Source organism: Affinirhizobium capsici, from assembly GCF_977018625.1.
This window is the reverse complement of record NZ_CDRNXD010000004.1, coordinates 2373451-2386048: the sequence shown is the minus strand read 5'-3', so window position 1 is coordinate 2386048 and position 12598 is coordinate 2373451. Positions and strand designations below refer to the sequence as shown.

Annotated in this window: 12 protein-coding genes; 6 read left to right on the top strand and 6 right to left on the bottom strand. The window is 56.4% G+C overall.

Annotated elements, in window-relative coordinates:
- Window positions 1–37 precede the first annotated feature (37 nt).
- Together ubiB and ubiE are read right to left on the bottom strand one after the other, a co-directional pair.
- A complete protein-coding gene (ubiB, locus tag AC0JZ1_RS14805) occupies window positions 38–1612 on the bottom strand; it encodes a 2-polyprenylphenol 6-hydroxylase (protein ID WP_471883095.1) in 1575 nt (524 codons plus the stop codon).
- Window positions 1613–1616: 4 nt separating this feature from the next.
- Complete coding sequence (gene ubiE, locus AC0JZ1_RS14800) at window positions 1617–2393, bottom strand: bifunctional demethylmenaquinone methyltransferase/2-methoxy-6-polyprenyl-1,4-benzoquinol methylase UbiE (RefSeq protein ID WP_471883094.1); 777 nt, start codon at window positions 2391–2393, stop codon at window positions 1617–1619.
- Window positions 2394–2539: 146 nt separating this feature from the next.
- On the opposite strand from ubiE, the gene mutM reads away from it, so the two are divergent.
- The 5 genes from mutM to AC0JZ1_RS14775 all read left to right on the top strand — a co-directional run bounded on the left by mutM (window position 2540) and on the right by AC0JZ1_RS14775 (window position 7949).
- The gene (gene mutM / locus AC0JZ1_RS14795; RefSeq protein ID WP_471883093.1) at window positions 2540–3430 is read left to right on the top strand and encodes a bifunctional DNA-formamidopyrimidine glycosylase/DNA-(apurinic or apyrimidinic site) lyase; all 891 of its coding nucleotides are present in this window, start codon (window positions 2540–2542) and stop codon (window positions 3428–3430) included.
- Between the two features lie 208 nt (window positions 3431–3638).
- Window positions 3639–3905: a 30S ribosomal protein S20 gene (gene rpsT, locus AC0JZ1_RS14790; protein ID WP_471883092.1), complete on the top strand. Its 267-nt coding sequence runs from the start codon at window positions 3639–3641 to the stop codon at window positions 3903–3905.
- 835 nt (window positions 3906–4740) lie between these two features.
- Complete coding sequence (gene dnaA / locus AC0JZ1_RS14785; RefSeq protein WP_471883468.1) at window positions 4741–6321, top strand: chromosomal replication initiator protein DnaA; 1581 nt, start codon at window positions 4741–4743, stop codon at window positions 6319–6321.
- 17 nt (window positions 6322–6338) lie between these two features.
- On the top strand, window positions 6339–6938 hold the full coding sequence (locus tag AC0JZ1_RS14780; protein ID WP_471883091.1) for a class I SAM-dependent methyltransferase: 600 nt from the start codon (window positions 6339–6341) through the stop codon (window positions 6936–6938).
- 99 nt (window positions 6939–7037) lie between these two features.
- Entirely contained in the window at window positions 7038–7949 is a 912-nt protein-coding gene (locus tag AC0JZ1_RS14775) for a DMT family transporter (RefSeq protein ID WP_471883090.1), read from the top strand.
- On the opposite strand, the gene AC0JZ1_RS14770 is transcribed toward AC0JZ1_RS14775, so the two are convergent.
- Genes AC0JZ1_RS14770 through rph form a run of 4 tightly spaced genes read right to left on the bottom strand, consistent with a single transcriptional unit; the run spans window position 7924 to window position 11241 of the window.
- Window positions 7924–8667 (bottom strand): class I SAM-dependent methyltransferase, encoded by a 744-nt coding sequence (locus AC0JZ1_RS14770; RefSeq protein WP_471883089.1) that lies wholly within the window; start codon window positions 8665–8667, stop codon window positions 7924–7926. The genes AC0JZ1_RS14775 and AC0JZ1_RS14770 overlap by 26 nt on opposite strands.
- A gap of 15 nt (window positions 8668–8682) precedes the next feature.
- Window positions 8683–9861: a radical SAM family heme chaperone HemW gene (hemW, locus tag AC0JZ1_RS14765; protein ID WP_471883088.1), complete on the bottom strand. Its 1179-nt coding sequence runs from the start codon at window positions 9859–9861 to the stop codon at window positions 8683–8685.
- A gap of 5 nt (window positions 9862–9866) precedes the next feature.
- A complete protein-coding gene (gene rdgB / locus AC0JZ1_RS14760) occupies window positions 9867–10511 on the bottom strand; it encodes an RdgB/HAM1 family non-canonical purine NTP pyrophosphatase (protein ID WP_471883087.1) in 645 nt (214 codons plus the stop codon).
- A gap of 13 nt (window positions 10512–10524) precedes the next feature.
- Complete coding sequence (gene rph / locus AC0JZ1_RS14755) at window positions 10525–11241, bottom strand: ribonuclease PH (RefSeq protein ID WP_471883086.1); 717 nt, start codon at window positions 11239–11241, stop codon at window positions 10525–10527.
- A 175-nt stretch (window positions 11242–11416) separates the two neighbouring features.
- Between rph and hrcA the strand changes: the two genes are divergently transcribed.
- A complete protein-coding gene (hrcA, locus tag AC0JZ1_RS14750; protein ID WP_471883085.1) occupies window positions 11417–12511 on the top strand; it encodes a heat-inducible transcriptional repressor HrcA in 1095 nt (364 codons plus the stop codon).
- The last annotated feature ends 87 nt before the right edge of the window (window positions 12512–12598 follow it).

Genomic DNA, 12598 nt, shown 5'->3' with positions numbered 1-12598 from the left:
GGCGAAATGAAGGCCGCTTCACACGCAGCGCGTTTGTTCAGGTCACCTGAATTGCGATGTAGATCATTGTCGCTGCAATCACCCAAAGGGCGGCTCTGCCCCAACGGCTGTGTTTGGCCTCTGCCTTGCCAATAGCCTCCGCCGTCTGATCATCGAAGCGCACACCATGCTCTGTCATGTGCAAAAGCTGCTGATGGAACTTCTCGGTTTTGGCCGCTATTTCAGGAGCCGCTTCCGCCAGCTTGACAGCTGCTTTCAGGCCATCGCGCAGATCGCTTGCTATACGCTTTGGACCCAGGTTATCGCGAATCCAGCCGCCGACAACCGGTTCTGCCGCGCGCCACATGTTGAAGCGCGGGTCCAGCATACGTGAGACGCCTTCCACCACAACCATGGTTTTCTGCAGAAGGATCAGCTCTGGTCTCGTCTGCATTTCAAAGAGGTCGGTCACCTCAAAAAGCAGGGCGAGAAGCCGCGCCATTGAAATTGTCTCGGCAGGCTGACCATGGATCGGCTCGCCGATGGCGCGAATGGCCTGGGCAAAGCTTGCAACATCATGGTGGGAAGGCACGTATCCGGCCTCAAAATGCACCTCTGCCACGCGCATGTAGTCACGTGTGATGAAGCCATAGAGGATTTCGGCCAGGAAGCGGCGTTCCTTTTTACCCAGTCTTCCGACGATCCCCATGTCCACCGCAACGATGATGCCTTGTGGGTCTACGAACAGGTTGCCCGGATGCATGTCCGCATGGAAAAAACCGTCGCGCAGCGTGTGGCGAAGAAAAGACTGGATCAGCGTTTCTGCCAGCTTTTCGAGGTCATAGCCTGCTTCACGCAGCCCATCGATATTCGACATCTTGATGCCATCAATCCATTCCATGGTGATGACATCGCGGCCAGTCCGTTCCCAATCGACTTGCGGAACGCGGAAGCCCGGATCGTTCTTGGTGTTTTCTCCGATCTCGGAGAGGGCAGCTGCCTCCAGCCGCAGGTCCATTTCCAGCTTGGTCGTCTGCTCCAGTGTTCGTGTCACTTCCACCGGCTTCAAGCGGCGTGTGGAGGGCAGAAGACGTTCCTGCATCCGCGAAATCAGGTACATGCTTTCAATGTCATGCGCGAACCGTTGGCGCACACCGGGACGCACGACCTTGACGGCCACCTTCCGCTCGCCCTCTGCATAACGCACAGCTGCCGGATGCACCTGAGCAATCGAAGCTGCTGCAAGAGGCTCCTCAAAGCCGGTGTAAAGCTCCGTGACGGGCCGACCGAGAGAGGCCTCGATGGCATTCTTCGCCGTCTCGGTGGGGAAGAAAGCCATGCGGTCCTGGAGCATGGAGAGGTCCAGCGCCCAGTCCACGCCCACCACGTCTGGCCGTGTTGCCAGAAATTGCCCGATCTTCACATAGGAGGGGCCGAGGCGATCTACCGCTTTTGTCAGGCGAACGCTACGGCTTTCCTGAATGGAGGTTGGCCGCGTAAAAATCTGCGCGATGGATTTGGCAAGCCCGACGACAGGGGGAAGCCCTTGCGTTGGCAAGGCTGCGACGACCCCCTCGCGAACCAGAACCCAGCCCACGCGGGCCAGGCGAAAATAGGCGCCAATCGTGCTCATGCGCTTAAAGCTTCCAGCCCGAGTGCAGAGCGGCAATGCCACCGGTATAATTGGTGTAGCTCACGCGGGAGAAACCCGCTTCGCGGATCATCTTGGCGAAATCTTCCTGATTGGGAAATTTGCGGATCGATTCCACCAGATACTGATAGGGCTCGGCATCTCCTGTAATCATCTTGCCGAACTGCGGAATGGCCCGGAAAGACCATTCGTCGTAAAAGCGGTCGAGCAGGGGCATTTCCACTTCGGAAAACTCGAGAACGAGAAGACGTCCACCACGCTTCAAAACGCGGTAAGCTTCCTTAAGCGCCACGTCGATGCGCGGCACATTGCGAATGCCAAACGCAATCGTATAGGCATCAAAGCTGTTCGCCTCAAAAGGCAGTTCCTCGGCATTGGCTTCAACAAAGGTGAGGTTGTCGGAAAGTTTGCGCTTCACCGCCCGCTCAGAGCCAACGCCCAGCATGGAACCATTGATGTCGAGAACTGTCGCATGGGCCAGTCGGTTGGAGGCTTCGACGATACGGAACGCGATATCGCCGGTGCCGCCCGCCACGTCCAGGACTTTGTAAGAGGTATCTTTCCGGGGGTTCAAAGCCGCAATCATTGCGTCCTTCCAGACCCGGTGCATACCCGCCGACATCACGTCATTCATGATGTCGTAGCGCTTGGCCACCTTGTGAAAGACATCGTTGACGAGGCCCTGCTTCTCGCCTTCCGCCACATTGCGAAAGCCATAGGAGGTTTCCATTCCGCCATTTGCCGTCACGCGGTTTTCAGCCATGGCTCATTCTTCTCCGTTTTTCGAACTCTGGCCGGACCATAGCGAAGTTGGCGCGGCGATACTATCTCTCAAAGTGCCACTTGCGGCACTATGGCGCTGGTCTATAGAGCACTGCCCGCGCCGTTAAAACAGGAAGTTAGGTATTCATGCCCGAATTGCCAGAGGTCGAAACCGTGCGGCGCGGTCTGGCGCCCGTCATGGAACATGCTTTTGTCACGAGTCTGGAGACGCGACGTGCAGATCTGCGTTTTCCGTTTCCCGAAAGTTTTGCCGAGCGTGTGGGCGGACGCCGTATCCTGGGCCTGGGAAGACGCGCCAAATATCTGCTGATCGATCTCGATGACGGCATGACAATCATATCGCATCTGGGCATGTCGGGTTCGTTCCGCATTGAACAGGGAGAGCAGGTGGAATTGCCGGGTGAGTTTCATCATCCACGCTCCAAGAATGAAAAGCACGATCACGTTGTCTTTCACCTGGACGGCAAGGATGGGCCACAGCGTGTGATCTATAACGACCCCCGCCGGTTTGGCTTCATGCATCTGTGGCCCCGCACTGAACTTGATCTCTATCCGGCCTTCGCAGGCCTCGGACCTGAGCCGACGGGCAATCTGCTGGATGCCAAAGGCTTGGCCGCACGTTTCAAAGGCAGGGCGCAGCCTTTGAAAAGCCTGCTGCTCGACCAGACAGTGATTGCAGGTCTCGGCAACATCTATGTCTGCGAGGCCCTCTGGCGCTCGGAACTTTCACCAACGCGCAAAGGCGGAACTCTGGTGACGGAGGCAGGCAAACCCAAAGCGTCATTGCAAAAGCTGACGGTTGCCATTCGTGAAGTCATCGCCGATGCCATTGCCGCGGGCGGCTCTTCTCTGCGTGATCATATTCAGACCGATGGCTCGCTTGGCTATTTCCAGCACAGCTTTTCCGTCTATGATCAGGAGGGCAAGCCGTGCTCCAGACCGGGTTGCGGGGGAGTGGTTGAACGCATCGTGCAGTCTGGGCGCTCAACCTTCTTCTGTGCAACATGCCAGAAGTGATTCAGCGCATTCGACTTTTCCCGCCGTTGGGCATAGAGACAGTTGAAATTGCGCGTTGACTGAGGGCCGCAATCCGGTTATGTAGCCGCCCACAGTTGGGAAAGCCTTTGATGGCTTCCTCCATTGCTCCCTAATTGCTGGATGACAGGTCACGTGGACCCGGCGCGGTAATGGCGGAGTTTTTGTTCGAATTCGAAGAGAGGCAGAAATGGCCAATACCACTTCGGCGAAAAAGGCGACCCGCAAGATCGCACGCCGCACCGACATCAATAAGGCACGCCGTTCGCGCGTTCGTACCTATATCCGCAAGGTCGAAGAAGCGATCGCTTCTGGCGACGCTGCACAGGCCGCAGAAGCTCTGCGCGCTGCACAGCCGGAAATTCAGCGCGCTGCGACCAAGGGTGTTGTTCACCGCAACACGGCTTCCCGCAAGGTGTCGCGTTTGGCCGCGCGTGTGAAGGCTCTTTCCGCCTAATTCCCGTCACAAACGGTTGTCATTTTTAAAGCCCGGTCATTGACCGGGCTTTTCGTGATTCTCATCTGTTAAAATTTGCAGTACTCCCTCCGGGTGATATCCATGACAAGGGGGTGACATAAAAAATTTATATTTTTCAATGATTTACTGGAGGACGGTTGGCCTTGTCCTCCATTGGTCGGGGGTCTTTAACCCTTCAGACGAGTCAAGCGAATTTTTATTTTTTCGCCTTCACATAGCACTCTCAAAGATGCCATTTTCGAATCCCATTGATTCGTTTGAGATTCTTGGCCGCCGGGCCCGCTCCGAGTCAAATTAGGGTTCCTGAGTCAACGCTCGTGCTTTAATTTTGCGTAAAATTCATCGTTGATTCCCCTTTGCGATCCTGCCTTAATGATCCTCAACAAGAGGCGCGGGGAACCCTCCAGAAAATACGATTAGTTCTTCCGGTTAACCGGAGACTAACGGTTTTCGTCTCTTGTCCGGGCCAGATTGGCGGCTCGGTTTTTCACGGAGTTAAAGCGTATCGACCGGTTTCTTCAAAGCGACCGGAGCATCGCTTTTGTGTCGGGTGCGGAGCGCCGCATCGGGCATGGCACAGTGATCCTGTGTCTTCATCGCGAGGGATGAAGGTACGGGGGAGACGCAAGGGGAGCGTCTTTCGTTGTCGAAGTCTTTCGGCAACAGCCTGCGGGGACTTGCAGGTGTGAATGAAACAAAGGCGGCGGCGATCGGTTCTGGCGAGGAGAACCACGCAGCGGCCACAAAAGAAAATGATCATCCCGGCGTGCGGTTTCGCATCGATCGGCGGGAAAACATGAGAAGGCGGCACAGAATGCAGATGAACACCGTATCGACCCGGACGTTGGAGAGTGGCAACCAGTCGTCTGAGGCGTTGGGATCGGTTTGCTCCGAGGCGGCAGGAGAAAAGTCTGACATGAAGCATGATGCTCTTTTCGAGCGGTTCAGTGCGCGTTTGAAGGCACAGGTTGGTCCAGAAGTTTATGCAAGCTGGTTTGGCCGTCTGAAGCTTCATTCCAATTCGAAGAGCGTCGTACGTCTGAGCGTTCCCACGACTTTCCTTAAGTCCTGGATCAACAACCGTTATCTCGAACTGATCACCACCATTTTCCAGGCGGAAGATTCCGAAATCCTGAAGGTCGAAATCCTGGTGCGCACCGCAAGCCGGGCTGCCCGGCCCACAACGGAAGTGCGCGCTGCCCCGCAGATCGAGACACAGGCTGCACCAGCGCCTCGCCGCAGCGGCCCTCGGGAGATTGGCCAGATCGCCTCCTTCCCCGTTCAGCCGCAGCCGGTTTCCCAGGCTCCGCAGTCCGCTCACCGCTCCAATGCACCTGCGCCCCTCTTCGGTTCACCACTCGATAGCCGCTACACGTTCGATACCTTCGTTGAGGGCCCTTCCAACCGCGTGGCACTCGCCGCTGCCCGCACGATTGCGGAAGCTGGTGCCAGCGCCGTTCGCTTCAACCCGCTGTTCATCCATTCCGGTGTTGGCCTTGGCAAGACGCATCTGTTGCAGGCTATCGCCAATGCCGCTGTTGGTTCCTCGCGGATGCCGCGCGTTGTCTATCTCACGGCGGAATACTTTATGTGGCGCTTTGCGACTGCAATCCGCGATAACGACGCGCTCACGCTGAAGGAATCGCTCCGTAATATTGATTTGCTGATTATCGATGACATGCAGTTCCTGCAGGGCAAGATGATCCAGAACGAGTTCTGCCATCTGCTCAACATGCTGCTCGACAGTGCCAAGCAGGTTGTCGTGGCTGCCGACCGCGCACCTTGGGAACTGGAATCGCTTGATCCACGTGTCCGTTCTCGCCTTCAGGGCGGTGTCGCCATCGAAATGGAGACGCCGGATTATGAAATGCGCTTCGAAATGTTGAAGCGCCGCCTGGAAATGGCACGTCAGGATGATGCCGCTCTCGATATTCCGGATGAGATCCTGAGCCACGTTGCCCGCAATGTCGCTAATTCCGGTCGTGAACTGGAAGGTGCCTTCAACCAGCTCATCTTCCGTCGCTCCTTTGAGCCGGAATTGTCTATTGAGCGCGTTGATGAACTTTTGGCTCACCTCGTTGGTGCTGGCGAAGCCAAGCGTGTCCGCATTGAAGACATTCAGCGCATTGTCGCCCGTCACTACAATGTCTCGCGTCAGGAGCTTGTCTCCAACCGTAGGACGCGGGTCATCGTCAAGCCGCGCCAGATCGCAATGTATCTGTCCAAAACACTGACGCCGCGATCCTTCCCGGAAATCGGTCGTCGTTTCGGCGGTCGTGACCACACCACGGTCCTGCACGCTGTGCGCAAGATCGAGGAGCTGATCTCAGGTGACACGAAGCTCAGCCACGAGATTGAGCTGCTGAAACGCCTCATCAACGAGAACAACGCTTAAAGCGGAATCTGGGTAGCATGACCACTGAACGTGATGTTACCCAGCATTTCTATGCCCAATCCGCATTATCCTATGCAGATAACACAGCCGGGCAGATAGAAAGCGCCTATCTTGGTAGTTTCGCTAATCGTTTATCGCCGGACGCATATGTGCTGGAACTTGGATGTGGGAGCGGGCGAGATAGCGCGTTTCTCATGTCTCGTGGTGTGCGGGTAAAGCCCACAGACGGCATTGCTGAAATGGCCGCAGCGGCTCAATCTCGTCTCGGCGTGCCGGTTAACGTCATGCGTTTCGAAGAGATCGAGTTCGACGCCGAATTTGATGGTATTTGGGCGAATGCGTGCCTTTTGCATGTGCCGCGCTCAGAACTTCCATCCATCCTCAATCGTATCTACCGTGCCTTGAAGCCTTCGGGCGTGTTCTATGCCAGCTATAAGGCCGGTCATGCGGAAGGCACCGATGGATTTGGGCGCTATTTCAACTATCCAGATCCAGAGTGGTTGACGGGTGTTTACGGTCAAGGATGGCAGACCGTTGAAATTGAGAATGCCATGGGTAGTGGTTACGATTTGAATCCCACGGAATGGCTGCATGTTTTCGCTATGAAGCGGGCTTAAGCCGCCAAAGCAGTTTTCGGGTGGCACATTGCCACTGATATTCCTATTCATTGAACGAATTTACGCCCCTGTGGCGCCGGCTGATATTTCGGGTGTTGAATGCACAGACAGATGAATGCTCTGGAATGGTTGATGCTCGTCAGTCTTTCGCTGCTGTGGGGCGGGTCCTATCTGTTCATCGGCATTCTTGTGAAGGTCTGGCCGCCGCTGACCATCGTTACCGCACGCGTATTATTAGCGGCGCTGGCGCTCTGGCTGTTTGTGCGCCTGATGCGCGTTGAAATCCCGTTTAATCGTTCGGTCTGGCTGGCTTTTCTAGGCATGGGATTTTTGAATAACGTTATTCCATTCTGCCTCATCATCTGGGGGCAGACTCATATTGCGAGCGGTCTTGCTGCGATTTTGAACGCCACGACGCCACTTTTCGGCGTTCTTGTCGCGCATGTGCTGACACCGGATGAAAAGCTGACCGTCAACAGGCTGGTGGGTGTTCTCATCGGCATTGTTGGCGTGGCCGTCATGATCGGCCCCACGGTCCTCGGGCATTTCGGCAGTGATGCCTGGGGAGAGATTGCGGTTCTTGCTGCCGCCCTATGCTATTCCTTCGCGGGAATCTTCGGACGACGTTTCAAGCGTATGGGATTGTCTCCACTCGCCCCGGCCACCGGTCAGGTCACTGTGTCTTCGTTTCTGCTTCTCCCGGTCGCGCTGATCGTCGATCAACCATGGACCCTCGCCGTACCTCAGGCTCCTACCTGGGCGGCACTCTTTGGGCTGGCGTTCTTGTCAACGGCTGTGGGTTACATCCTGTTTTTCCGCATCCTGTCGAGCGCAGGCGCCACCAACATCATGTTGGTGACGATCCTGATCCCGCCAAGCGCAATCTTGCTCAGTGCCCTTGTGCTAGGGGAGCAACTGGCCGGGCGTCATTTCTTGGGTATGGCGCTCATTCTGCTTGGCCTTGTCGCCATCGACGGCAGATTGCTTAGACGGTTCGTGCCTCAACGATAATTTCAGGACTTGCCTGCTCCTGAAAAGCAGAGCGGTCCCACCAGCCTGAAGTGCGCTCTATCTTGAAGCCAGCTTTTTCCAACAGTCCCTGAATTCGCGGTAGAGTTGGAAATCGTAGCGTGCTTTTGCTTGTTAGTTTCTCGCCTGATTTGAGAAGCGTAAAGACGGTTTCGAACGATAGAAGATCGCCGTCGATCTCGTGCCACTGATAATAAACCTCTACCGGCCCGACGCCTTCAACGTCGCGAACCTCCCGCGTCTGATCTTGCGTCCAATTTCTCCAATGCTCGAAGGCGGGGTTGCGACTTTCGAAAACCAGCCGGCCATTGGGGGACATATGGCGGCGGATATTGCTGAGGACGGCCAAGGTATCCGCGTCATTCAGAAAAACCTGAAAGACATGTGCGGTCATGATCGCCAGATCGAAATGCTTATCCAACGTGAAGTCAGAGGCGCCAGCCTGAATCCAATGAACCTCGTGGGCAATGTCTTTCGCGCGCGCTATGGAGAGCATACCGGGGGCGGGGTCCACGCCGGTCACATCATGCCCTAACTGAGATAGAGGCAGCGTGAGAAGTCCCGTGCCACAGCCGATGTCTAGAATACGGCACGGCTCTTTTACAAGCCTGAGGTAAAAGATCCGATCTTCGCCATGCGTATTGAAGCTGTCATAGAGTGCGGCCATCTCTTCGCGTTCGAAAGCGTCATCGACAAGCATGGCCGTCCCTTTTGTCTACACTGACAGGTCTGCGACCACCGCATCCAATATCAGCATTCCCTTTGGTGTACAGCGTAGCCTGGAATTGCCAAGCGGTTCAATAAAGCCGTGTTCGAGCAAAACCTGTTCACGATCCGGGTTGGGGTATCGGTCGGAAAGCGCATGATAGCGTGACAGATCCACACCTTCGCGAAGGCGCAAACCCATCAGCAATAATTCATCGGCCTGCTCGCTGCGGTCCAGAACGTCCTGATCAACCATGCCGTGGCCCTGCGCTTCCACCAAATTTAGCCACTGCTCCGGGTTGCGCTGAGTGGATGTTGCGACCTTGTGACCATCGCGGGTAATGCGGCCATGCGCACCCGGGCCGATCCCCGCGTAATCGCCGTAGCGCCAATAGGTCAGGTTATGGCGGCTCTCAGCACCTAATCTCGCATGGTTGGAAACCTCGTAGGCGGGCATCCCAAATCCGGCGGTAATGTCTTGCGTTGCTTCGTAAAGAAGTGCGGATTGATCTCCATCCGGCACAATAAGCTTACCTGCCTTGTGCAGGCCGAAAAAGGGCGTGCCCTCTTCGATGGTCAACTGGTAAAGCGAGAGATGATCGACAGCATAGGACACTGCCTCGTTCAACTCCCTTTCCCAATCTTCGACTGTCTGGTTGGGCCGAGCATAGATCAGATCGAAGCTCATGCGCGGAAAGATTTCGCGTGCAAGCCGGATAGCCTTCAAGGCATCCGCCACATCATGCAGGCGTCCCAGAAAACGAAGGTCCTTATCGTTCAGGGCCTGAACGCCAAGTGAGACCCGGTTGACGCCAGCCGCACGATAGCCGCGGAAGCGATCCGCCTCCACGCTGGAAGGGTTAGCCTCCATGGTCACCTCAATACCGGCTGGAACATGCCAGAAGCGGGCAATGCCATCCAGGATCGCTTCCACCGTGCGCGGTTCCATGAGGGAAGGAGTGCCGCCTCCCATAAAGATGCTGGTGACGGTGCGCGGGCCGGTGAGGTTCCGCATGGTTTCCATCTCGGCCAGGAAGGCGGAAGTGAAGCGCGCCTGATCGACTGGCTGATGGCGGACATGGCTGTTGAAGTCGCAATAGGGGCATTTGGCCGCGCAAAATGGCCAATGCACATAAAGCCCGAAACCGGGTTCACCAGTATCGGGAAGGAGAGGGGCGTCGATCAACAAAAGCGTCAGGCGTCCAGACAGGTTTCGACAAAGAGTTTGAATGCGCGGGCGCGGTGCGAAAGTGCCTCCGCGTCGCCGGGCTTCCAGCCATGCTTTTCTTCTGCGCTCATTTCGCCGAAGGTCGCGTCATGGCCTTTCGGCTGAAAGATGGGGTCGTAGCCGAAGCCAGCCGTGCCACGTGGTTCCGACGCAATAAAGCCTTCGACTTCGCCGCGGAACATTTCCGTGTGGCCATCCGGCCAAGCCAGGCATAGCACGCTGACAAAGCGTGCTGTTCGCTTCTGCGGCGTTGTGGCACCCTTGTCTTGAAGCGCGGTCTCCACCTTGCGCATGGCCATGGCGAAATCGCGCGAGCCATCCAGCGTTTCAGCCCAGTTGGCAGTATAAACGCCCGGGGCGCCGTCCAATGCATCGATCACCAGACCGGAATCGTCAGACAGCGCGGGCAGCCCTGAAGCCTTGGCGGAAGCCAGCGCCTTGATGGCGGCGTTTTCCTCAAACGTGGTGCCGGTTTCATCCGGCTCCTCGAAATTCAACTCGGAAGCTGACTGTGCCGAAAAGCCGAACGGGCCAATGAGATCCGCGATTTCCCGGATCTTGCCAGCATTGTGGCTGGCAACGACGATGGTGCGGGTCTCAAGTTTGCGCATGTGTCTGTTCCTGTTAGCCGATCGCCTGCTTCTGCAGTGCGACCAGTTCCTGTGTTCCGTTCGCTGCCAGGTCAAGAAGGTTAAGCAATTCATCGCGGCTGAACGGCTTGCCTTCGGCAGTGCCTTGAACTTCCACAATGCCGCCAGCACCAGTCATGACGAAGTTGGCATCGGTTTCAGCCGCTGAATCTTCCAGATAATCCAGGTCGATCACAGGTTGGCCTGCAAAGATGCCGCAGGAAATGGCGGCGACATGATCCTTCAAAACACGATCAAGCTTGATCATGTTGCGTGATTCCATCCACTTCAGGCAGTCATGCAATGCAATCCAGCCGCCGGTGATTGCTGCCGTGCGGGTGCCGCCGTCGGCCTGGATGACATCACAGTCCACCGTGATCTGACGCTCGCCCAGAGCCTCAAGATCTACCACTGCACGCAGCGAACGGCCGATCAGGCGCTGAATTTCCTGGGTACGCCCGCCCTGCTTGCCAGCGGCTGCTTCACGCTTCATGCGGTCGCCTGTCGCGCGTGGAAGCATGCCATATTCGGCTGTTACCCAGCCTTTGCCGGAATTGCGAAGCCACGGTGGCGTCTTTTCCTCGAGGCTTGCCGTGCAGAGCACATGGGTGTCGCCAAACTTGACGAGGCAGGAACCCTCCGCGTGCTTCGAAAAATTGCGCTCGAAGCTGACCTTGCGCATTTGGTCGGTTTTTCTGCCTGAGGGTCGCATGCTCTTCTCCTGACGTTCTTGCACGCGTCATAAAACCCCTTGGCCCGCATTGCAAAGGAAAAGCCGAGTTTTGCCGAGCATTGGCATCGCTCGATGGCGGATTCCTTTTGCGAACAGGCAGGAACGCATTATATTCGGGATAAAGCGCAATCGATAACCGGATGAAATGCGACAGATGGATCAACAGTCAACGCGGGGGAGGGACGGCACGTCTATACTTGATGACCGTTCACGCGAGATATTCCGGCGTATTGTTGAAAGCTACCTGGAAACAGGAGAGCCGCTTGGTTCGCGAAACCTGTCGCGCCTTCTTCCCATGTCGCTCTCTCCTGCGTCAGTTCGCAATGTCATGAGCGATCTGGAGGAGTTGGGGCTTATCTATGCTCCTCATATCAGTGCCGGGCGTTTACCAACGCAGACAGGTCTGCGCTTCTTCGTTGATGCCTTCATGCAAGTGGGCGACCTTTCTGTGGATGAGCGCGCAAATATCGAGCGCCAGATCCGCTCCGTGGATCGCGACCAGCCGATGGAAAGTCTGATGACGGAAGCATCCCGCATGCTCTCCGGCGTGTCACGGGGGGCCGGTATCGTCATTGCCGCCAAGAACGATCCGGTGCTGAAGCATGTCGAATTCATCCGGTTGGAGCCAACCAAGGCGCTGGCGATCCTCGTAGGTGACCATAACCAGATCGAAAACCGCATCATCGATCTGCCAGCAGGCGTGACATCCTCGCAACTGACAGAGGCTTCGAACTTTTTGAATGCGCATATGGCGGGACAAACCCTGCCGGAACTGCGCGGACAGTTGAAGACCCTGAAGGAACAGGTGCAGACGGAACTCGACGCGCTGTCTCGCGATCTAGTGGAGCGTGGTCTTGCCGTTTGGGCAGGTGATTCCGAAGAGGGGAAGCCGTCACGCCTCATTGTGCGCGGTCGCGCCAATCTGCTCGAAGGATTGGGTGGAGCGGAGGATCTCGATCGGTTGCGATTGCTCTTCGATGATCTGGAAAAGAAGGATAGCCTTCTCGAAATTCTGGACCTCGCTGAAAGTGGACCTGGTGTCCGTATCTTCATCGGTTCAGAAAACAAGCTTTTCTCCCTTTCCGGCTCTTCCCTCATTGTTGCGCCTTACCGGGATGAGGAGGATCGCATTGTGGGTGCGGTCGGCGTTATCGGGCCAACAAGGCTGAATTATTCCCGCGTCGTGCCGATGGTGGACTACACGGCACAGCTTTTGACACGGCTCACGCGCAACCCTCGCGCCCAGTAAAACGGCAGTCTGCCGCTAGCGAGCCTTGATTTTTCTGCGCCGAACCTCGATATCGGGCTCAAAATCCATGCAACCTCTGAACGGAGT